Consider the following 22,160-nt stretch of genomic DNA (forward strand, 5'->3'; position numbering starts at 1 on the left):
GAATTTAATTATTTAACAAATACATTACCGTATTTTTCAGCCTGCGGGACAAAAAAGTAAACGCTGTTTTCGTTCATGTTCAATAAGCCACTCTTTACGCGCGATCCCGCCCCCATAACCGGTCATCGCCCCCTCTTTGCCGATAATCCGGTGACAGGGAATAACAATGGCAATCCGGTTAGCACCATTTGCGGCAGCCACCGCGCGCACGGCCGCGGGTTTTTCAATCTGCCCGGCAAGGGATTGATAATATGATGTCTGACCGTAAGGAACCTCACGTAGTGCCTGCCAGACGGCTCGCTGGAAATCAGTGCCAGGCGCGTCCAGCGTGAGATCAAAGTGTTGCCGCGTACCGGAAAAGTACTCATTTATCTCTCGTTCCGCCTGCCGGGTATGACTGTTTTCCCCGGACATGATCCTCGCGTTCAACAGTCGCTGGAGATCGCGAAACTCCGTCTCCAGCATACGACGGTCGGTAAACTCCAGCAGACACACTCCCCGTTCCGTGGCGCAGACAAACATAGGGCCAAGCGTGGTAGTGAAACGGTGAATAACGATCACGCCGGTCTGTTCGGTTGGCGCGACGCCGGTGAGACGCTTGCAGGTGTAGCCAAAACCGCTTAGTGATTCGTAACCACTGTCAAAAGCCACGTCGGTTGCGTTACGCCCGCCTTTTAACGCCTGCAAGGCAACATTAACCCGCTGCATTCGCTGAAATGCCTGGTAGGTAATACCGTGGTTTTGCAGAAACCAGCGTCGCACCCGCTCGGGGCTAATATCGTGCTGTCGAAGCTCTGAATCACTTATCCGCATTTTAGGATCTGCGCGAACCAGTTCGAGCGCCTGTTCGATGAACGACGGCGCACTGTGCGCATTCTCAGTAGGTCGGCACACTTTACAGGGGCGATAACCGGCATCCAGCGCAGATTTAAAATCTTTATAAAATTCGACATTCTCACGTTTCGGTTTCCGCGCCCGGCATACCGCAATACAGAATACCCCGGTCGTTTTGACGCCAACGTAAAATACCCCCGTATACCCGGAATCACGCTCCAGTAATGCCTGATACCAGAGATCGCACTGCTTAATATCAAGCACTTTCATCAACAAAGACCTCTGCAAACGACTGTTGCGACTGGATGAGCTGCAGCACATTTTTCAGCTTCAACTGAATGGCCGAATGCACAACGTTCCCCATTGAAATACGGCTTACACCGGCTTTTTTCAGTCTCCCGAAGGTGGGGAGATCGGGCATGCACATGACATTCAACGGCAGGTTAAGCGCCTTAACAATCATCTCTATTTCCTGTTCTGACGTCAGACATGGAATAAAAAGCCCGTCTGCCCCCGCCGCTTTATAAAGCCGGCCCCGCAAGAGCGTTTCCTGCAACGCGTGCTCATGATTAAGCAGGTAGGTATCGGTACGGATATTAAGAAACAAGCGACGATCCTCTGCGTTCAACCGGGTGCGAATCTCGTTCAATTGCCTGGAAAAGGCCAGCGCATCATCAAGTTGTCTGACCCCGTTAACGACTTTACTGTCCTCAAGGTTTATCCCCACCACACCCGTCTGTGCAAGACGCTTAAGATGCTCCACTATCTCCTGCGCATTACTGCCAAATCCGGCTTCGATATCAACACTTAAGGGCAGATCGCTGACGGACCCGATCCGCGTGACGATATAGAGCAATTCCTCAAAAGACATTGCTTCTCCGTCTTCGTAACCCAGCATTGCGGCAATGGCTGCGCTTGAGGTCCCCAGCGCCTGATAACCTGCCTGTTGCGCCGCTATGGCACTGGTCGCATCCCAGACATTAGCAATAAGCAAGGGTGTGTCTTGATGGTGAAGTTCAGCGAAGGTCATGGTTATCTCCTGTAATAAGGTACAGGGTGAATCTAGGGCATTCGCTGGTTTCCTCACAACCGAAAATCAGACGACCATTTTTTAAGGGGGCATCCCCCCTTGCCGTTATAACGCTTTGTCGGTAAACAACGGTACGTTGCAGGACGTAGAAATATGATCCAGATAACCGCGCAGCGCTTCTGTGTAAGGGAAGCCTTTCACAATCGTCAGCGAATTGAGAACTGGGAAGAGATAAAAATCCGTGATGCTGACAGGATGGCGGGCTTTTAAATACCCCTCAATTTTACCGAGCTCCCCCGACAGCGTATCGATGTACGCCTGGCTGTTAGCCATCAACGTATCCAGATCGCCAAAGGCGTTAATCTCGCGCTGGGTATAGGCTTCACGCGCGGCGGGCGTGGCGAGTTCTTTAAAATCGGCCCGGGTAAAACGCGGGATTGCCAGGTTGAATACGGCGTGTGTATTCTCTTTGCACCAGGCATCAATCGCCGGATCGCATTCCCCATCAATAACCGGCGTGCCGTCAAGCCGATCAACGTAGTGAACGATATCCATGCTTTCCGGCATATAAACGCCCTCTTCTTTCTGCAGGATCGGCACGACCTTCTTGCCCACCATGCGGGTTGGCGTTTCGACATCGCCTTCCATAATCACGCCCAGCTCAAAAGGCACCTTTTTAAGGCCGAAGATCATTCTTGCACGGATACAGAACGGGCAATGCTCATACACATATAATTTCATAGCGCTCTCTTTTTAAAATAACGGGAAGACGACGCACAGCATCTGGCAAATCGGGTCCGGGTTTCCAGACTAAATTTAGTAGGTTGATGTCAGATGTTCACTGGAAATCGATCTCACTATCAGTACAATCTATGTGACATTAATGTTAATGAGATATAGAAATGAAGTTATTTTCCACCGAACGTACGAATGTGTATCTGCTGACGCCCGATCTGGCAGACAGCCTCCAGCTTTTCCTGCTGGAAAACCGATCGCATTTCGCGCCCTATGAACCCTTGCGTCATGAAGACTATTTCACGCTGAACAGCATTACTCAAAGAATTGAGAGCGCACTGAACGATTACGAGGCGAGGAAATGTCTGCAAATGGTGTTCACCCTAAAAGGCGAAAACAACATCATCGGCAGCATCAATTTCACCAACTTTATCTTTGGTGTTTTCCAGGCGTGCTATCTCGGCTTTTCGCTCGACAGGGCTTCTCAGGGGAAAGGACTGATGCACGAGGCGCTCAGCAAATCGATCGACTATGTCCATAAAACCTACGGTTTCCACCGCATCATGGCAAACCATCTGCCGGATAACGCCCGTAGCAGCAAGACGCTGGGCACTCTGGGCTTCGTGAAAGAGGGATATGCGCACTCGTATCTCAAAATAAACGGGGTCTGGCAGGACCATGTGCTCAATTCACTGGTTCTGCCCGAAGAGGCATAAATAATCCACCCGCGGGCTACTCCACCCTCACCCTGACTTTAGGTTTGGATAACAGGATCACAATCAGCTCCTTGAACGGTACGGGTTTGAAGAAATATATCGCTTTACAGAGAGCATGGTCGACACAATATAAAATAACCATGCCCGGCAAAATATTTACCCGGAAAACAGCAGGAAAGCGTGAGGGAATGGTTAAGAGGACGTTTTTCGCAAGCGGTTAACCAGCACCATGCCGACGAGCATCGACAGCGTAAACAGCAGCCCTTTACTTACGCCCGCCCCCAGCAACACCAGCGACGGCCCCGGGCAAATGCCCGCCAGCCCCCAGCCGAGCCCAAACAGAATTGCACCCACCAGCAGCGCGCGGTCTATGGCGTTGTTCTTCGGCAACAGGATGGGCACTCCGCAGAGGGCCCTTTTTCTGTCTTTAACCAACGCAAAACCGATTATCCCCACTGCAATCGCCCCCATCATCACGAAGGCAAGAGAGGGATCCCAGGCCTGAGACAGATCCAGAAAGTTCAGCACCTTTTCCGGGTTTGCCATCCCGCTTACCAGCAAGCCCACGCCAAAGATCAGGCCACACAGAAACGCAGTAACGATCAGCATTCTCTCCTCCTTAACCCAGCCACAAACCGGTCAGCGTGGCGGTAACCACGCCCACGGCCATAAAGGTCAGCGTGGCAACGAGAGAGCGCTTAGAGAAGCGCGACAGCCCGCAGACGCCATGCCCGCTGGTACACCCGGATCCCAGACGCGAACCTATCCCCACCAGCAAACCGGCCACAATAATCATCGGCCAGGAGGTTTGAACGTGGATGTCCGGCAAGGGGAAAAACAGGGAGAACAGCAGCGGCGAGCCAATCAGACCGGCTAAAAAGGCAATCCGCCACCCCTCGGCTCGGGTCTGTTTCGTCAGCATGCCGGACACAATGCCGCTGATCCCGGCGATGCGCCCACAAAAGTGGATCAGCAGTATGGCGGCAAGCCCGATTAACAGCCCGCCGCCGAGACTGCTCAGCGGCGTAAAGTGTGAGAAATCAATTGTCATGGTCGTCTCCAGCCCACAGGCAACAGAGGTCATATAAAGTGTTGATAGTGTACGCCTGACCATGCTGCAAAATGCAAAAAAAAACCGGCAGGGATATCAGGATCCCTGCCGGTGAGTGGCGTCAGACTAAATCAGAACTGATAGCTGATACCGGCCTGCACGCTGGCATCGTTATCCACGTCACCCGTACCGAAGTACACCCCGGTATTAACGGAGAAGTTATTCCCGATAGTGGTGTTAATACCCGCGCCGAAGATACCCATTGAGGTATTGTGACCGCTGGTGTTGTGATAATCCGCCGCTTTGATGTCGGTGTTATCGCTAAACTCGGTCTGGTAACGAGCATCAGCCCACGGATAGAGCTCGACGTTCTTGTTGAGATCCGCCAGTTTGGTGGTAACGCGCATCCCCAGGCTGGTGTTCCACTGTGAAACCTGGTTATCGCTGAAGGTCAGCTCTTTATCAGAGAAACCTTTCTCCTCGGCTTTATCCCAACCTAAGGTGGCATACGGCTGGAGGACGGTTTCGCCCGGCAGCATCACGTTGACACCGGTACGCAGCTGGGTGGTATACAGATTACCGTCCGCGGAGCCGCTCAGTGCTTCGGTCATACCGCTGGTGTCCTCTTTGCTGTTTTTAGCAGACATTGAGTAACGCATATCGCCGTAGCTGAAGCTGCCGTCAACAAACATGCCCCACAGGTTGTCGTGAAGCGCCTGCTGCCAGCCGCCATACACGCTGTAGTAGTTGCCATACACGGTATCGTTGAAGCTGTTAGCACCGCCGCTGTTGCTCTGGTCGCGGCTGCGGGTCCAGGCCAGCGCCACGCCGCCGGTCAGGCTGTCGCCGTTGGCCAGGTGAGTAGTCCAGTCTACGCCGCCCTGCACGCCCTGAGTGATGTCCTGATAATCAACGTCATCGCTGTAATCCCCATGGTGATACAGGAAGTCGCCCCAGAGCTGCGCGCCATCGGCCGTGTGGCCATACAGGTTTTGCAGGTGAACCTGATCCAGGCGGTTCGCCAGATCGTCAGTGACCATGCGGCCCGCCTGTTTGGCGGCATCGAGACCGGCAATCGCACCCTGAACATCGCTGGCGAGTTCACCGCGAGAGCTGTCGAGCAGCACGTTGTATGCGTTCGGGGTGGCGTTCAGCCCGGCGCTTTTACTCAGCTGGGCCGCCTGGGCAATGGTCAGGGAATCGTTGTAGTTGTAAGCACCAGAGCGGCTTTCAACCTTCTGTGAACCATTGCTGAACTGCGCTTCAACGGCATCGGCCGGATTACCGGCGGTGGAGAATGTCGCAATCTGGACGTTTTTCTGATTCAGGGTGGAGGCAGCGATCTGGGTCACCACCAGGCTGTTGTTGGTCCCGGTGACGTTACCAAAAGCAACGGTGCTGTCGGAGGTCATCGCAACCTGAACATTGCTGCCGGTGGAATCCGCTACCAGGCGGGAGCCGTTCTGGATAGTCCAGCCGGTATTGTCGTTTAACTTATCGATATCGATATTGTTATCCGACGTGGTATTCACCGTTTCGAATCCGCTGATCTTGCCGGTGATGGTGCTGTTGGCATCCATCGACAGTTCATCGGTCCCGGTGCCTGCATCCACGCTGCCGGTCACGGAGGAGTTATTGGTCAGCACCACAGTATCGTTACCGGCCCCGGTGGTAATATCCCCGTTGACGGTCGCATTATTCAGCTGCACCGTGGTGCTGCTTTCATCGGCGGTAACGATATTGCCGTTCAGGGTGCTGCTGTCGAGGGAAATTTGCGCGGAGGAGGTTGAAGAACCGTCCCCGACAACGGCGATTGAGCCATTCACCGTCGCGCCATTAGTCAGCGCAACAGTAGACGCCTGCTGACCGTAAACACCCATCGCCACAGTTTGCCCCTGCAGCGCCGAGGTAATGCTGGCTGCATCCGCGTTGCCTGCATAGGCTCCTTCAAAATAACCCTGCAACGTGGCGTTAGTTGCATTTGCCGTCACGGTACTGTTATCAACGCTAACGGCGTTATTGCTGTTAGAGAAGGCGTAAATAGCGCCGTTAACGGTGCTGTTTCCGGCAACATTAATGGTGTTATCCCCGCCGGTCACGGTATAAATAGCGCCGCCAAGCGTACTGCCATTTTCAATATTGACGGTGTTGGTGCCTTCATTGGTGCCGGAGTCGACAAAAATAGCCGCGCCACCCATATAGGTTTTCGCATGCGATGCCGCACCGTAGATGACATTGTCATTTTCGCCGGTCAGTGTGGAATTATTGACATCAATATTAAAGCTGCCGTTATCGCCCGGGGCATTATTCCCACCTTCAATCATGTCGGTGGTCACGCCGTTCTGCAGGGTAATATTTTTGGTACCGCCAGAATTAGCCTGAATAAAGGTCCCGCTCATGTCGGTGCCATCTACGGTCAGGGACTGAGTATCTTCCTGCTTGTTATCCCACAGATAGATGGCGTCATTGCCGTTGCCGGTGCTGTTGGTATTGGCAGCATTGGTGTAAGCGGAGCCATTATCATTAACAGCCCAGGTCTCAGTGCCATTAGGACCATGATAATTAGTACTTTTGAAACCGCAGGTGGTGGTCGGCGCATCGGTTGGTGAGCAGTCTGCTGCTAAGGCATAGCCGGAAAAAGCCGTGAGCGATAACAGGATGCATTGTGACAACAGGGTGCGGCGAGACGTATAGCGCATTTGTAATTCTCCAGGATGATTCTGATATGTGAATTTCCGCAGAGATTTTTACGCAATAAATTTGAATTAAGAATAGTCTCGCCGCCTGCCATTTGTAATATTGCTTACACCCTTATCCTTTTAACAAAAATGAACAAATCGACATAATGAGTGTAATTTATAGCTTAATAGATTCACATCATGAATGGTTTTGATCGTTTATGACGCGCAGGTCGCGCGCATAAATCATATTTTATATTGATACCTCTTTGTGATTATAAGAATAAAATGAGCAGGATCGTCAGCGCGCTAAAAACCTTGTTTAGGATACTAACATTTTGTTTCATTGGCGGGAGCAAGTGCTACTCCCGCCCGAAGGTTAAATTTTCAGTTCTGGAACAAGGGCTTTTTTGTCCGACATACAGGTTTGCCACGCCTTGCCCGGCTCGCCGTTATCCAGCACCGAGGAGGTGCGATACTCCACCGTGCGGGTACGCTGGTCTGACGCCACATACTCTATGGTTGTCCAGCGGGTGTTGGCATCCTTCCCTTCGGCGGTAAGCTCGATGGTCTGGTTTTTCACAATCTCGGCGCACTCGCTTGCTGCGGCCTCCACTTTACGAAACTTCTTCTCTTCCGGGGACGTGCCCTCGTTGGACATACATCCGGTAAACAGCAAACAGGCGAGAGATAACAGGCTGATTTTTTGCAGCATCACGCAGTCCTTTTGTTAAACAAGCATTAGCTGAAGCGTAGCCTATGCGGCTGCGCTCTTCCTGGCTTTAACGGAGCTGGCTGATATTCGCATCAATTTGCTTTTGCATGGCATGCCGCGTGGCTGGAGTGATTTTTCCCGGAAGCAACGCTTCGGCATAAGCAGAAAATCCACTGGCGACATCGGCAATGCGCGCAATAAGCTGGTTAACCTGCGTTTCACTGAGGTCCGCCTCCTGAGTGCCCAACCACAGCAGATGCTGCTGCTTAATATTCAGCGCCTCACCCATGACATCCATCTGGTGGTAGCCTCCGGGACCTTCGTTCCAGGTGACATCAAACGCAGGAGCCAGCGACCACGCCCCCTCCGCAGACATCAAATAAGCGAAGTTTTTTGGGTGATCGTCGCGGTTATTGAAGATGACGTTAAAGACAACCCGCGCAAAGGCGCGCGCTTTCTCACGCATATCGTTGGTACAGAACTGCGTGGCACGCAAAAACGTGGCGTAATCCAGTGAACCCGGCGCACGGTAGTCCGCCCCGGTAAATGCCGCCAGGCTTTGCATCGGAACCCGCATCCCGGCGTGCCGATCGAAGCGTTTGCTGGCGAAGGCCGCATAACCGCCCGGCAGATCAAAATATTCTGTTTGCGGTGTATCAATGCCGCAGTCGCGCAAACACTGGGCATAGACCATCTCAATGGCACAGACTTCGGCAGGTTCATCTCTGGCAGGAAATTTGATCAGCCAGGGCTCATAGCCCGGGACAGGGACCGTCGTGAATCTGTCAGTGACAGCGTCACGATACAGCAAGGCTTTGGGTCTCGCTCCCTGCGGGGAACCGCCCATCTGCAGCAGCCGGTGCAAAAATGCCCCGCCTTCGCCTTCCAGCACCTCCCTGACCTCTTCTGCAAGCTGAGGGAGCGGGATATCGTTTTGTGGCGCTGCGAGATCGGCCTGAACAGGTACAAAAGACATCGCCCCCATCGCATTACTGCCAATGTACGTCAGCCTTTCAAGGGGACCAATGCGGGCCGCATTCAGGCCACGCTGCCTGAACAGGCGATCCATCAGCAGCATACCCCAGCCGTCAGGTAGAGAGTCATAAACCGGCCCGGGCAGACCCAGCTGGTGGGTGGGGAAATTTTGTCGCAGCTTGTCACCCTTCAACGGAAGGCTAAAGGCGGATAATTCAAAACCTTTTTCCTGTGCCTGCTGGCTGTATTCGAAGAAAATCAGCGGGCGTCGGGTCAGTGCGGTAGTGGTGGCCAGCGTCCCCCACAGCCAGCGCTCGCCCCAGCCTTCGTAATAAACCTCTACGCGATCAGGCATTATGACTCCTTTTCCTTATGCGCTGGCGGGAGGCGCTGGCTTCCAGGCGGCGCAGATCGTCCAGGCTATCCAGCTGCGGCAGAAACAGGTTTTCCAGTTCCGGGGTAAGGCCCAGCACCATCGCCACGCGCACCACAACTTCAAAGCCGACGTTGCGCCCCGCCTCCAGATTTGAAACCGTATTCACTCCTACGCCAGCCCGTTGCGCCAGTTCGGCCTGGGTAAACTGACGACGTATGCGTTCCTGGCGTAACCGCTCACACAGCGTCTTAACGATCTCATCAGGCTTTTTGAAGTTTAAATCCATTATTTTGTACCCTAACGGCAAATTTCGACGTTAACTCACAATATTATAGAGTTATCCCCATTACTACGCCATGCGAATTAAGCCCCAAAAAAGGATAATTAACCCCGAAAAAACACATTAAGCCACATAATACTGGAGTTAACTGCGTCAGGCTTTCACAACCAAAACCCCCTGCTGGCTCACCGCGTCCACCCAGCGGCTGTCGGTGTCAGGCTCAACCACCAGGGTGTTAATCAGCGAAAGCTCGCCGATTCGGAAGGACGATGCAGTGTTGATTTTTTCCGGCGAGGCCAGCACCACCGTTTCTGCCGCTCTGCCGGAAAATGCACGTTTGATGCACGCTTCTTCGTAATCGCCGGTAGTTAATCCGGCCTCAGGGTGGATCCCGGTCACCCCCATGAAAAACAGATCGGCATGAATGTGCGCAATGCCTTCAATGGCCGCGGCACCGACGGTGACCACCGAGTGGCGAAACAGACGCCCGCCAATCAGGATCACCTCCACCTGAGGATAATCCACCAGCGCCAGGGCAATGCCCGGGCTGTGGGTCACTGCCGTAAAAGGCAGATCCGCCGGCAGACAGCGCACCAGCTCGGTGGTCGTGGTCCCGCCGTCGATGATCACTACCTGGCCGGGGGAGATCAGCTCGACGCCCTTCTTCGCCACCCGCTTTTTGGCCTCGATGCCCAGGCTGCTGCGCTCGGCAAAGCTTGAAACCGCCTTCGATGCTGGCAACGCGCCGCCGTGCACCCGCTGTAAACGCCCCTCGGCCGCCAGCTCGCGCAAATCCCGACGAATGGTATCTTCCGACACTTCAAATTCCAGACTAAGGGTTTTGGATAACACCTGCCCTTCGGCACTCAGTTTTTCGAGGATCAGCTGTTTGCGTTGACGAGTGAGCATAAGAGAGTTCCTGAAGTTGCACGTTTTGATCTTGATGTTGCACGAATATGCGGTTTATGATGCCAACTCTACGTAAACAGGAGGCAACGTGCAATCTAATCGTGCAGAAGTACGCATTCTCGACAGCAAAATCTTGTCAGATGACTGGTACACCCTCAAAAAATATACCTTCGATGTGCGCCGCCGTAACGGGGAGTGGCAACGCCAGAACCGCGAAGCCTATGACCGGGGCAACGGCGCGACGATCCTGCTCTACAACCGCGAGAAACGGACGGTGATCCTCACCCGCCAGTTCCGCTTTCCGGTGTACATCAACGGTCACGACGGCTATCTGATTGAAACCGCCGCCGGCCTGCTTGATAACATGGCACCGGAAAAGCGCATCAAAGCCGAAGCAGAAGAAGAGACCGGGTATCAGATCGACCACGTGGAGAAGGTCTTCGAAGCCTTTATGAGCCCCGGTTCGGTCACCGAGAAACTCTACTTTTACATCGCGGAATATCTTCCCGGGGATCGCACCGGCGAGGGTGGCGGCATTGAGGCCGAAGGTGAGGATATCGAGGTGCTGGAGTGGCCTATAGAACAGGCGTTGCAGGCCATTGATGACGGCATCATTGTCGATGGCAAAACCATCATGCTGCTCTATCACGTTGCCCTGAAGAGGATCCTCTAGCGAAATCACACCGACAGAAACGGATTTCTGTCATCCCGCAAACCTCATCATCTACACTTCTCAAATGAGCAAACCGGAGATGCCTGCATGACCGACTGGAACCCCGCCCTGTATCTGCAATACGGTGCTGAGCGCACCCGCCCCGCCTTAGAGCTCCTCTCCCGCATTGCGCTGGATGAGGTTACCGATGTCGTCGATCTGGGCTGCGGACCGGGTAACAGCACGGCGCTGCTTCAGCAACGCTGGCCCTCGGCACGTATCGCCGGGGTGGATACGTCACCTGCAATGCTGGCAGAAGCCAGAGCGGCGTTGCCGGGCTGTCAGTTTGTTGAGGCCGATATTCGCCACTATCGCCCGGAACAGGCCCTGAGCGTGATTTACGCCAACGCGTCGTTGCAGTGGATAGAAAATCACTACGAACTGCTGCCGCATCTGGTCTCGCTATTGAAACTGCGCGGCGTGCTGGCGATCCAGATGCCGGATAACTTTCTGGAGCCGACCCATGTGCTGATGCGGGAGGTGGCCCTGGAACAGGATTATCCGGATCGCGGCCGCGCAGCCCTGCCCGGCGTCCATGCCTATTACGATATTCTGACCGAGGCGGGATGCGAGGTGGATATCTGGCGCACCACCTATTACCACCAGATGAGTTCGCACCAGGCGATTATCGACTGGGTGAGCGCCACCGGCCTGCGCCCCTGGCTACAGGAGCTGAATGAGAGCGAGCAGCAACGCTATCTGCATCGCTATCATCAGCTGCTGGAAGAGCAATATCCGCTGCAGGAGAACGGGCAGATACTGCTGGCCTTTCCGCGACTGTTTATCGTCGCCCGACGCGAACCCTGATTAGGCTTTCGCCTCTTTCAGCAGCTGCTGGATCACCTGCTCCTGCTTGTCGTTATTCCCCTCCCCGAAAGAGGCGTAGCGCAGCTGCCCTTTGGCATCGAAGAAGTAGTGCGCCGGCCAGTAACGATTGCCGAAAGCCGTCCAGATTTTGTAATTGTTGTCGGTCACCACCCGGTACGGGAGTTGCCATTTGTTGATGGCCTGCTGCACCGACGCCAGCGGTTTTTCCCACGGATATTCCGGCGTATGCACGCCAATTACCACCAGTCCCTGGGCCTGATATGTGTTGGCCCACTGGCGCACGTGCGGCAGGGCGTGCTGGCAGTTGATGCAGTCCCAGGTCCAGAAGTCGATCAGCACCACTTTGCCCTTTAACGACGCCGGGGTAACCGGTTCGCCGTTCAGCCAGCCGGTGCCGCCCTCAAGCGACGGCATGGCGCTGGTGGTGACCGGTTGCGCGACCGGCTGGAGGGTCGGCTGAGGTTGGCTTTCCGGTGCCCGCTGCAGCAGCATTTTCTCCAGACGGTCGGCCACGCCGTTTGCCCCCTGAAAGACGCTGTTCAGACCGAACGCGGTAAACGCCACCGACATCAGCATCGCCACGCCCGCCGCTTTTCGCAGCCCGTCCATCAGCCCCGATTTGGTTTTCAGCCGCGCAATCAGCGCCTGTCCACTAAAGCCGAGCAGCGCCAGCATTACCGCACAGCCGCTGCCGTACGCCGCCAGCAGGCTACCGGTAGCAATCGGGTTATGTCCTGCGATACGCAGACTGAGAATGGCCCCCAATACCGGTCCGGCGCATGGCGACCACAGCAGTCCGACCGCCAGCCCGGCGAGCAGCTCCGAGGCCAGACCTCGGGTGCTGGTGCTGCGGGTGTTGAGCACGTTGCCGAGGCGTAATGCGGGCCCGGCGATGCGCTGGGCAAAGGACGGGAAGATCAGGCTCAGCGCGGCCAAACTCAGCAACGCCAGCGCGAGCCAGCGCCCAATCAGCGTGGCGCTGACCACCCAGTCGCTGGCGACGGCGATCAGGCTGGCGACCAGGGTAAACATGATCACCATCCCGAACAGCATGGCGATAAGCTGGCGCTTCTGGCCGCGAAAACCGGCGAACAGCAGCGGGATAACGGGAAGCGTACAGGGGCTGAGCAGGCTGACCATGCCCCCTAAAAATGCGATCACGAGAAACATAAGACACCTCACTAAAACGGTTGGCTGCGACGATTGCAGTGAGGCTATTACAGCGTGGGAAGGTGTCTGGCATGTGTGGAGGATTGGGGGTTTTGTCAGGTGATGTATGCGTATTGCGGCGGGATACAGTTTGGTACAAAGGGCGCGGCCTGAATGCCCGGCGGCGCTACGCTTGCCGGGCCTACAAGGGCAAAGACCATGTGTTGTAGGCCGGGTAAGGCGCAGCCGCCACCCGGCGATATGCACCAGTGCGGCCTGTTCCCCTCACCCCGACCCTCTCCCAATGGGAGAGGGAGAAGGTCAGTTTTGTAGGCCGGGTAAGGCGCAGCCGCCACCCGGCGATATGCACCAGTGCGGCCAGTTCCCCTCACCCCAGCCCTCTCCCAATGGGAGAGGGAGAAAGTCAGGCCACCGGCAAGGTAATCCGGGCACAAAGCCCGCCCTCGGGGCGGTTCGCCAGCTGTAGCTGACCGTCAAGCTGGGCGGTCAGCTGAGCGGCAATCGCCAGCCCCAGTCCGGTGCCGCCGGTGTCCCGGTTGCGGGAGGACTCCACCCGGTAGAACGGCTGCAACACCGCCGCCAGCTCATGTTCCGGGATCCCCGGGCCATTATCCGCCACGGCAATCTGCACCTTTGCGTCGAGTATCGTCAGCCTTACTTCTGCGGCATCGCCAAACTTCAGGGCGTTATCCAGCAGATTGGTGAGGATGCGATGCAGCGCCTGCGGGCGGGTGGCAAAGGGCAAGGCGGTGCGGGCCGCGACAAACTGCACGTTTTTGCCGGTATCGGCGTAATCACACACCAGGGTATCAATAAAGGTATAGAGATCGACATTGCGCACCGGCTCGGGCGATACCCCGGACGAACGGGCGTAGTCGATCCCCTCCCGGACCAGCCGGGTCATGCTGTCCAGATCCTGGGTGAGTTTATCGCGCAGCTCCGGCTGGTCGGCCATCTCCACCCGCAGCCGCATCCGGGTGATGGGCGTCTGTAAATCATGGGAGATGGCGGCAAGGATCTGCGCCCTCTCCTTCAGCGAGGTCTGGATCCTGTCCTGCATGGCGTTAAACGCCCGCGCGGCATGCTGCACCTCCAGCGGGCCTTGCTCGGTGAGCGTCAGCGGACTGGGGCTGGCGGGTTCGAGGGCATCGACCGCCCGGGTAAAGCGGATAAAGGGACGCACCACCTGGCGCACCGCCAGCCAGGCGCAGATCGCCACCAGCAGCAGTTGGATCACAAATACTACCGGCAGCCAGCGGGCCACCGGCGGCATCCGCGGCGTGAGATCCAGCGTCAGCGGCGAACCGTCGCGCAGGGTCAGGTGCGCCTGAATATGCGAAACCGGCCCCGGCACCGCCGTGAAGCGCAGCGGATATTGTGTCGCCAGCGTATCCGTTATCGTGCGGACCGCATCCCGCGAACGGGCGTCGGCGGGCGACGCGCCCGGCTCTCCCGGCCCCAGCACGTAGTGATAGTTATCCCGGTCGAGGCGCGGAAGCCACTGCGCCCGCTCATTCGCAGGCAGCCGATCCAGAATCGCCACGCTGGTGGAGACATCGTCCTGTAAATTACTCAGCATCACGTTGCGCACGCTGCTCATGCGCTCGGCCATCACCAGAGTCAGACTCAGACCGTTGGCGAGCAGCAATCCCAGCAGGACGATCAGCAGCAGACGATAGTGCAGCGAACGCGGCCAGAGCCTCACGCTTTCGCCTCAATAATGCTCACCGGCATCGAAAAGACATAGCCTTCGCTGCGTACTGTTTTGATATACCGTGGCGAACGTACATCCTCATTCAGGCGCTGACGCACGCGGCTGACCAGCAGATCGATTGAACGTTCGAACAGCTCCGCATCCCGGCCCTGGGTGAAATTCAGCAGCTGATCGCGGGTTAACACGCGCTGGGGATGATCGACAAACACCCGCAGCAGACGGTACTCCGCCCCGCTCAGGGCCACGATGGTGCCGGTGGCATCCAGCAGATGACGGGCGCTGGTGTCGAGCTGCCAGTCGCCAAAGGCGATGAGCCGCCCGGCCTCGGTCACCTGCAGGTTGGGCGGCAGGGTGCGAAAACGGCGCAGTATGGCTTTGATTCGCGCCAGCAGTTCACGTGCCACAAAGGGTTTGACCACATAATCGTCGGCACCCATCTCGAGGCCCAGAATGCGATCCATGTCGTCGTGGCGCGCGGTCAACATCAAAATCGGCAGATCTTTATGTTGGCCGCTGCGCAGCTGGCGGCACAGGGTCAGTCCGTCGTCACCGGGCATCATGATATCCAGCACCACCAGGTCGACCGCCTGTTTATCGAGCACGGCGCGCATCTCTTTGCCGTTGGCGGCACCGGTAGCGCGATAGCCCGATTTCAGCAGATAATCGACGACCAGCTCGCGAATATCCCGGTCGTCATCGACGACAAGAATGTGATCGGTTGTCTCCACCCTAAGCTCCTGTTAATCAGCGATTCGCCAGAATTAGCATAGATGGCTTACAGCTTATCCGCATCCACCACCGCCTTGACGAAATCCTGCGGATCTTCCTGCGCCGGATTGTGGCCGATGTTGTCGGTAAAGGTGCGATGTTGATATTTGCCGGTGAATTTCGCGGCGTACACTTCAGGCGCCGGGTGCGGCGCGCCGTTGTTGTCGCCTTCGATGGTGATGGTCGGCACGCTGATGGTCGGGGCGGCCGCCAGTTTCTGTTCATAACTGTCGTAGCTGCGTTCGCCTTTTTCCAGCCCCAGACGCCAGCGGTAGTTGCTGATGGTGACCGCCACGTGATCCGGGTTATCCAGCGCTTTGGCGCTGAGGTTGAAAGTGGCATCGCTGAATTTCCAGCCGGGCGAGGCTAGCGTCCAGATCAGTTTCGCAAAGTCATGGGTATTAGCGGCATAGCCCTTCTCGCCGCGCTCGGTGGCGAAATAGAACTGATACCACCACTGCAGCTCGGCCTGCGGCGGCAGCGGTTTTTCCCCGGCCTTCTGATTACCGATCAGATACCCACTCACCGAAACCAGCGACTTTACGCGCTCCGGCCACAGCGCCGCCACGATATCCGCCGTTCGGGCACCCCAGTCGTAACCGGCAAAGACCGCACGTTTGATTTTGAGCGCATCCATCAGGTTAATCACGTCTTTCGCCATGGCCGCTGGCTGACCGTTACGCGGCGTGGCTGGCGACAGAAAATGCGTCGTCCCGAACCCGCGGTTGTACGGCACAATCACCCGGTAGCCTTTTGCCGCCAGCTGAGGAGCAACTTGCGCGTAGCTTTGAATATCGTACGGCCAGCCGTGAAGCAGGATCACCGGTTCGCCGTTTTTCGGCCCGATATCGACATAGCCAATGTTCAGATCGCCCGCGTCAATCTGGCGGATTTGTTTAAAGGCAGCGGCATAGTCGGTGCCTGCCGTTTCGGCCTGGCAGGCGGAAACGGTGGCGAAAGAGAGGGTCAGCGCCAGGGTTGAGTAAGCCAGTTTGTTCATCATGGTGGTATCTCCGGGTCAGTAGAATTTACCCGCTTATCTCACCACCCTGATGTATGGCAAATATGTGCAAAGTCGCCCGTTTTGCAAGGTGCTGTATCGCGATCCGGCGCAGATACACTGTGATACAAACTCGCAGAAGGCGAACCTTTACGTCAGCTGGTAATACTTGTCCGGCAGTTTGCGCGCCGGGATCTGCTGTTCATCGTTCATCTGCAGCAGATCAATCTCCATCGCATTACAGATGGCATCCAACGGCAAATCGTTATTCTCGGTGCCGAACGGCTCTTCCAGCTCTTCCGCCAGGGTATCCAGCGAGATAAAGGTGTAGGAGATCAGCACCGACACGAACGGGGTCATGTAGTGCAGGTCGCTGACCAGCGCGAACGGCAGCATGATGCAGAACAGATAGACGGTGCGGTGCAGGATTAGGGTGTAGGCAAACGGCACCGGGGTGTTGGCGATGCGCTCGCAGCCGGCCAGCACGGTCGACATATCATTCAGACGAATATTAAGGCTGTGGAACAGAATATCCGACAGCTCCCCTTTCCGGCGTCTGACCGCCAGCCATTCGCCCATGATCAGCAGAATGCGGTTGGCAGGGGAACTGGAATCCATCGCCACGCGCAGGTTTTCTGCGGACAGATAATTCGACAGCTGTTCGGCCTGCGGCTGACGGCGCAGGGTCATGCGCAGACAGTGGGCAAAGGCAATCTGCAGGCGAACAAATTCGCCCAGCGCCGGGTCGTCCGGCAGCGTGTTTTTCACTTCGCGGAACAGGGAGCGCGACGCAATCATCAGCTGGCCCCACAGCTGGCGCGCTTCGACATAGCGCGCGTAGCAGGCGTTATTGCGGAACCCGAGGAAGATGGCGATGGCAACCCCGAGAATGCTGAACGGCGCTACCGTCAGCCGGATTCCCAGTGAGGTGTACCAGGGCAACATCAGGATCACCACAATGGAGAGCAAAAAGTTAAGAAACAGGCGGGAGAAGATTTTGGTCAGTACTGAACCGTGCCAGACAAAAATCAGACGCAACCAGTGCTGTTGAGGTCGAACAATCATAGTCAGCTTCATCGAAAAAAAAGAGCGGTGACTATTAAACGTGATCGTCGTCACGGTTGCAAGTATGTTAAAAAATGATGACGTTTTTGCGGGGCTTAGAGCGGACTGCACGGGGGTCAGGTGTGGGATAACAGGAAAAGGTAAAAGTATGTTGTAACTAATATGGAGAGGGAGGGGTTAACAATAGTGCGATTTGCTCCCCCTCACCCCGGCCCTCTCCCTTAAGGGAGAGGGGGAAGTTCAACGGATTAACACAGCGGTTTAACCGCTGCGCGCATCCCTTTGTGCAGAATCGCATCCAGATCCTGCGTAACCTGCTCCACCAGGCCATTGACCTGCGCCAGGTCCTGCTCCCAGTGCTCGCTGACGCTCAGCACCGCGCTCACCAGATCGCGGGTAGCAATCTGCTGGTCATGATGCTGGGTCCACAGCTGCTGGAAGCGGGTGATCCAGTGCGCATCGTCCTGCACCGGATAGCTTTCGCCGTTACGCTCCGCGCGATAGAAGGCAATCAGCGCCGCCAGAGCAAACGTCAGACGCGCCGGGAGTTTGCCGCTGGCCTGCTGGCCTGCCAGAAGCTGCGGCAGAATGCGGGTGCGGTACTTGGTCATGCCGTTAAGGGCAATCGACAGCAGCTGATGTTTGATGTACGGGTTGCGGAAACGGCCCGTTACTGCGCTGGCGAAGGAGGCCAGCTCATCACGCGGCAGATCGAGCACCGGAATAATCTCTTCATGGATGGCTTTTTCGACAAAGGCGCAAATCTCAGTATCGTTCATCGCCTCCCCTACGGTATCCAGCCCGGCCTGGAAGGCCACCGGCACCAGGGCGGTATGCGCGCCGTTGAGGATCGCCACTTTACGCTCTTTGTATGGCTTGATGTCGTCGACAATCAGCACGTTCAGCGCCAGCTTGTCGAGACGCAGCTCCTGCGCCAGCGTTTTCGGCCCCTGAATCACAAACAGATAGAAGTGTTCAGCGGTATCCAGGAAAGCATCGTGATAGCCGAGAGAGGCTTCGAGCTGGGCCACTTCATCACGCGGATAGCCGGTGACGATACGGTCAACCAGCGTCGAGCAGAAGCTGTTAGCGTCGTTCAGCCACTGGGTAAAGGCCGCCGGCAGCGCCCACTCCTGAGCATAGCGCAGCACCAGCTCGCGCAGAGCGTCGCCGTTATAGTCAATCAGTTCGCAAGGGACGATCACCCAGCCTTTATCGGCAGCGCCGTTGAAATGGCTGAAACGTTCGAACAGCAGGCGCGTCAGTTTCGCCGGATAGCTGACCGCAGGGGCATCCTCAAACTTATCCCCGGCGTGATAGCTGATCCCCGCTTCGGTGGTATTGGAGAAGACAAAGCGCATCTCCGGGTTATGGGCCAGCTTCAGGAATTCATCGTACTGGTCGTAAACGCTGATTTCGCGGTTAACCGAGCGGATCAGGCGCGCATCACTGACGGCTTCGCCCTGCTCGTTCAGGCCACGGATAATGGTGGTGTAGAGGCCGTCCTGAGTGCTCAGTGAAGGCGGGAAATCGCTTTTGATCGGGCGGACAATCGCAATACCGGCGTTCAGGTCGGTATGTTCATTGAGCAGGTCAATCTGCCAGTCAATAAATGCGCGCAGGAAGTTGCCCTCACCAAACTGGATGATACGTTCAGGATAGAGAGCACCGGGAAAATCACGACGGTTCAGTGTGTTCACAATGGGGTCCTTGTAATGATTAGTCATACAGCCTGATAAGATTGGTACGATAACTTATCAAAACTTAACGACCACGAACCCCTGTTTTGATCAAATACGGTGTGAATTGTGACAGGATTTATAAGAATTTGTAGAACACCGAGGTGGCCGTCATTTCACCGTCCGGCATCAGGGCATAGCGCGGGATCTCCCCCACTTTCTGCCAGCCCGCCCGCTGATAGAAGGTCTCCGCCCCGCTGCCGGTTGCCGTGTCGAGCACCAGCACGGTTTTCCCCTGGTCCCGGGCGACGTTTTCCAGGGCCTGCATTAATCGCCCGGCATCACCGCAGCGGCGCGCGTTCTGGTGAACCAGCAGTTTGGCGACGTCAGCGCGGTGCGGCTGGTTGTCGGGCTGATCGGTGATCAGCTGCACGGTGCCGGTGAGCTCGCCCTCCGCGTTGGTGGACACCAGCACGGTGCGCTCCCCGCGCCCCACGCTGTCGGCCACGCCGCGCCAGAACCTGCTGGCCTGCTCGTGACTGTAGGGCAGCATAAAGCTCACCGAGGCGCCGCCCGTGACACAGCTGTGCAGGATGTCGGCTAACTGAGGAAGGTGCGCGAGGATCTGGTCGCGGGTAAAAATATGAATTGCGGGTGATGACATCATTATTCTCCTTTTAATCAACGGCATCACCATGCGCTTTACATTTTATTAACACAAGAGAGAATGTCAGAGGATATTCTTATCTCAGCAGCCGGTACCGCGCTGCTGTTTCATGGAGTACATCATCCGATCGGCGGTTTTCAGCCAGCTCTCCAGATCGTCGCGATCGTGGTTAAACTCGATAACGCCCCAGGAGAAAGAGAGCGCCCAGGGGTATTCGGCATGCTCATTCCATACCGCAGCCTGTTCGGTGAGATACTGCATGGCGATCCACGCGCCCTTCTCGTCGCTACTGGCAAACAGGATCGCGAACTCATCTCCGCCGTAACGCGCCAGTACGTCGGCTTCGCGAAAGGTCGAACTCAGCAGGCCGGCCATCGCCTTGAGGGCAGTATCGCCATCGGCGCGACCGTGTCGGGCATTAATCTGTTTAAAGCGATCGAGATCCAGCCAGGCAAGGGTCAGCGGCTCAGCCCGACGGCGCGCGGCACCAATGGCGTAGGTGGCAAAATGGTGAAAGCCCCGGCGGTTATACAGCCCGGTCAGATCGTCGACGATAGTGGCACAGGTCGCCGCAAATTCTACCTCCACCAGCGCGGCCAGGTCGGCCAGCGCCTCGACGTCAGCGGGGGAAAACTGCCGCGGCTGATGGTCGATAATGCACAGCGATCCCACCGTGGCCCCATTTGGAAGATGCAGCGGATAACCGGCATAAAAGCGGACCGGATCGTCATCGGTCGCCAGCGGGTTATCGGCGAAACGGGCATCGTCTAAGGTGTCGGGCACCACCAGCGGCGCCTCGTTGAGCACGGTATGGCCGCAAAAAGAGAGATTTCGCGGCAGGTTAGTGGCGTCGGCACCATTTGCGGATTTAACCACGACCACATGCTCATCAACCAGGTTGATCATCGCTACCGGCACCCCAAACAGGCGCTTTGCCAGCCGTGTCAGGCGGTCGTAGGTGGGGTGATTTTCGATCTCCAGCAGCCCGGATTCACGCAAGGCGCTGAGACGCGCCGTTTCATTTTGGGGTAAAGAGGGGGATTTCATACAAACTCCGGACATCAGGCTTTTTAAAAGCTTAGCGCATTCTGAGGTCGGTCAATGGGCGAATATCCGATTTTTACCTTCGCGCTTCGCCTGATAGAGAGCAATGTCGGCTGCCTGTAACCAGTCCGTAACATTTCCCATCTCCCGGGTGGCGATGGCGATACCGATACTCATCGTACATTGAACCGCTTCTTCCGCCACGTCGTCGATCACCGCGGCAGCATCCATAATCCGGGTCGCGACCACGTGCGCCTCGTCCAGAGTGGTATCCGGCAGCAGGATCACAAACTCATCGCCGCCCAGCCGCGCCGGGGTGTCACTCTGTCGGGTGGCGATGTGCAGTATCTGTGACACTGTCACCAAAAGCATATCCCCTACCTTGTGGCCGAAGCGGTCGTTAACCTCTTTGAAGTTGTCGATATCAATAAACATCAGCGCTGATTCACGGCAGGTCTGCCGCAGCTTAAGCAATTCGTGGTCGATACGCTTCTCCAGCAGACGCCGGTTGGCGATGTCGAGCAGCGGATCCATCATCGCAATACGTTCCAGCTCGCGCGATTTAAAGCGCAGCCGCATGGCGATACTGTTGGTGAGCACGCTCAGCGCCACGGTATAAATCCCGATCAGCGGCAGCGTGGCGTACATGGTGCGCTGCGACACCCAGGGGATCAGCGCCATCCCCTGCGTCAGCCAGCTGGCCATAAAGACCGCCAGCATCACCGCACCGGCTTTTTTCATCAGCGGGAATCCCCCCGCCGCCAGCCGGTCGGCAAGTAAGATCGTAGCAATAGTCACGGACGGCAGCGGGTTTGCCGCCATCATGGCGATCCAGAACCCACCCGCCCCGGCGTCCAGCACCAGGTTCTGGTGTTCCGTACTCAGCGGCGTGGTGGAGCGACGCGCGCGCCAGAAGGCCAGCGTCGGCCAGATAAAGGCGTTGATCCCCAGCAAACCCATAAGCCAGGGTGAACGTTGATGTTCCACCAGGACTGAAAGAATGGGAAAAAAGCAGAGAAATGTTCCAAGCATTCGCATCAGAAACATGCGTTTGATAAACCGACTGCCAGGCACGCGAGGGGGTTTACTGAGTCTGTCAGTTCCGTTCATCACACGATTTTTCCGATATAATCACCCTATTATATTATTGACGGATAAAATACGTATCAAGGCATTTATCAGTTTTGTGAATATATGGTGATGGCCCTCTCTCC

General features: G+C 56.3%; 22 protein-coding genes. 3 read left to right on the forward strand and 19 right to left on the reverse strand.

Annotated features, from left to right (window positions below; translation table 11 throughout):
- Nucleotides 1-36 precede the first annotated feature (36 nt).
- From V7Q49_RS05135 to grxB, 3 genes are all read right to left on the reverse strand, one after another.
- The gene (locus V7Q49_RS05135; RefSeq protein WP_333849664.1) at nt 37-1,104 is read right to left on the reverse strand and encodes a bifunctional transcriptional activator/DNA repair enzyme AdaA; all 1,068 of its coding nucleotides are present in this window, start codon (nt 1,102-1,104) and stop codon (nt 37-39) included.
- Complete coding sequence (locus tag V7Q49_RS05140; protein WP_333849665.1) at nt 1,091-1,864, reverse strand: isocitrate lyase/PEP mutase family protein; 774 nt, start codon at nt 1,862-1,864, stop codon at nt 1,091-1,093. Before V7Q49_RS05140 ends, V7Q49_RS05135 begins: the two co-directional genes overlap by 14 nt.
- Nucleotides 1,865-1,969: 105 nt before the next feature.
- Nucleotides 1,970-2,605 carry a glutaredoxin 2 gene (grxB, locus tag V7Q49_RS05145; RefSeq protein ID WP_333849666.1) on the reverse strand — a complete coding sequence of 212 codons (636 nt, stop codon included), beginning with the start codon at nt 2,603-2,605 and terminating at the stop codon, nt 1,970-1,972.
- Between the two features lie 161 nt (nt 2,606-2,766).
- Between grxB and V7Q49_RS05150 the strand changes: the two genes are divergently transcribed.
- Complete coding sequence (locus tag V7Q49_RS05150) at nt 2,767-3,315, forward strand: GNAT family N-acetyltransferase (RefSeq protein ID WP_333849667.1); 549 nt, start codon at nt 2,767-2,769, stop codon at nt 3,313-3,315.
- Nucleotides 3,316-3,507: 192 nt separating this feature from the next.
- Here the strand turns inward: V7Q49_RS05150 and V7Q49_RS05155 are convergent, their stop codons facing one another.
- The 7 genes from V7Q49_RS05155 to V7Q49_RS05185 all read right to left on the reverse strand — a co-directional run bounded on the left by V7Q49_RS05155 (nt 3,508) and on the right by V7Q49_RS05185 (nt 10,299).
- Nucleotides 3,508-3,924, reverse strand: a complete 417-nt coding sequence (locus V7Q49_RS05155; RefSeq protein WP_333849668.1) for a DUF6691 family protein — start codon at nt 3,922-3,924, stop codon at nt 3,508-3,510.
- A gap of 10 nt (nt 3,925-3,934) precedes the next feature.
- A complete protein-coding gene (locus tag V7Q49_RS05160) occupies nt 3,935-4,366 on the reverse strand; it encodes a YeeE/YedE family protein (RefSeq protein ID WP_333849669.1) in 432 nt (143 codons plus the stop codon).
- Between the two features lie 131 nt (nt 4,367-4,497).
- Nucleotides 4,498-7,065, reverse strand: coding sequence for an autotransporter domain-containing protein (locus V7Q49_RS05165; RefSeq protein ID WP_333849670.1), 2,568 nt, complete (start codon nt 7,063-7,065; stop codon nt 4,498-4,500).
- Nucleotides 7,066-7,423: 358 nt separating this feature from the next.
- Nucleotides 7,424-7,759: a hypothetical protein gene (locus tag V7Q49_RS05170; RefSeq protein ID WP_333849671.1), complete on the reverse strand. Its 336-nt coding sequence runs from the start codon at nt 7,757-7,759 to the stop codon at nt 7,424-7,426.
- Between the two features lie 67 nt (nt 7,760-7,826).
- Entirely contained in the window at nt 7,827-9,089 is a 1,263-nt protein-coding gene (locus tag V7Q49_RS05175) for a type II toxin-antitoxin system HipA family toxin (RefSeq protein WP_333849672.1), read from the reverse strand.
- The gene (locus V7Q49_RS05180; protein ID WP_333849673.1) at nt 9,082-9,396 is read right to left on the reverse strand and encodes a helix-turn-helix domain-containing protein; all 315 of its coding nucleotides are present in this window, start codon (nt 9,394-9,396) and stop codon (nt 9,082-9,084) included. Before V7Q49_RS05180 ends, V7Q49_RS05175 begins: the two co-directional genes overlap by 8 nt.
- A gap of 147 nt (nt 9,397-9,543) precedes the next feature.
- Nucleotides 9,544-10,299, reverse strand: coding sequence for a DeoR/GlpR family DNA-binding transcription regulator (locus V7Q49_RS05185; protein ID WP_333849674.1), 756 nt, complete (start codon nt 10,297-10,299; stop codon nt 9,544-9,546).
- Between the two features lie 88 nt (nt 10,300-10,387).
- Here V7Q49_RS05185 and V7Q49_RS05190 point away from each other — a divergent pair, with 88 nt between their 5' ends.
- The gene (locus tag V7Q49_RS05190; protein WP_333849675.1) at nt 10,388-10,972 is read left to right on the forward strand and encodes an NUDIX domain-containing protein; all 585 of its coding nucleotides are present in this window, start codon (nt 10,388-10,390) and stop codon (nt 10,970-10,972) included.
- Nucleotides 10,973-11,059: 87 nt separating this feature from the next.
- Nucleotides 11,060-11,818: a trans-aconitate 2-methyltransferase gene (gene tam / locus V7Q49_RS05195; protein WP_333849676.1), complete on the forward strand. Its 759-nt coding sequence runs from the start codon at nt 11,060-11,062 to the stop codon at nt 11,816-11,818.
- Here tam and V7Q49_RS05200 read toward each other — a convergent pair whose 3' ends face one another.
- From V7Q49_RS05200 to V7Q49_RS05240, 9 genes are all read right to left on the reverse strand, one after another.
- Nucleotides 11,819-13,009, reverse strand: coding sequence for a cytochrome c biogenesis protein/redoxin (locus V7Q49_RS05200; protein ID WP_333849677.1), 1,191 nt, complete (start codon nt 13,007-13,009; stop codon nt 11,819-11,821).
- Nucleotides 13,010-13,412: 403 nt separating this feature from the next.
- Nucleotides 13,413-14,714: an ATP-binding protein gene (locus tag V7Q49_RS05205; protein WP_333849678.1), complete on the reverse strand. Its 1,302-nt coding sequence runs from the start codon at nt 14,712-14,714 to the stop codon at nt 13,413-13,415.
- Nucleotides 14,711-15,451 (reverse strand): response regulator, encoded by a 741-nt coding sequence (locus tag V7Q49_RS05210; RefSeq protein WP_333849679.1) that lies wholly within the window; start codon nt 15,449-15,451, stop codon nt 14,711-14,713. The genes V7Q49_RS05205 and V7Q49_RS05210 overlap by 4 nt, the downstream gene beginning before the upstream one ends.
- A 47-nt stretch (nt 15,452-15,498) precedes the next feature.
- A complete protein-coding gene (locus V7Q49_RS05215) occupies nt 15,499-16,494 on the reverse strand; it encodes an alpha/beta fold hydrolase (protein ID WP_333849680.1) in 996 nt (331 codons plus the stop codon).
- Between the two features lie 147 nt (nt 16,495-16,641).
- Nucleotides 16,642-17,556 (reverse strand): bestrophin family protein, encoded by a 915-nt coding sequence (locus V7Q49_RS05220; protein ID WP_333849681.1) that lies wholly within the window; start codon nt 17,554-17,556, stop codon nt 16,642-16,644.
- A 248-nt stretch (nt 17,557-17,804) separates the two neighbouring features.
- Nucleotides 17,805-19,256 (reverse strand): tagaturonate reductase, encoded by a 1,452-nt coding sequence (locus V7Q49_RS05225; RefSeq protein ID WP_333849682.1) that lies wholly within the window; start codon nt 19,254-19,256, stop codon nt 17,805-17,807.
- 118 nt (nt 19,257-19,374) lie between these two features.
- A complete protein-coding gene (locus tag V7Q49_RS05230; RefSeq protein ID WP_333849683.1) occupies nt 19,375-19,902 on the reverse strand; it encodes a GNAT family N-acetyltransferase in 528 nt (175 codons plus the stop codon).
- An 81-nt stretch (nt 19,903-19,983) separates the two neighbouring features.
- Nucleotides 19,984-20,949: a sensor domain-containing diguanylate cyclase gene (locus tag V7Q49_RS05235; RefSeq protein WP_333849684.1), complete on the reverse strand. Its 966-nt coding sequence runs from the start codon at nt 20,947-20,949 to the stop codon at nt 19,984-19,986.
- A 51-nt stretch (nt 20,950-21,000) separates the two neighbouring features.
- Nucleotides 21,001-21,993: a sensor domain-containing diguanylate cyclase gene (locus V7Q49_RS05240; RefSeq protein WP_333850495.1), complete on the reverse strand. Its 993-nt coding sequence runs from the start codon at nt 21,991-21,993 to the stop codon at nt 21,001-21,003.
- Between the last annotated feature and the right edge of the window lie 167 nt (nt 21,994-22,160).

The organism is Leclercia sp. (genome assembly GCF_036780805.1).
Classification (GTDB): Bacteria; Pseudomonadota; Gammaproteobacteria; order Enterobacterales; family Enterobacteriaceae; genus Enterobacter.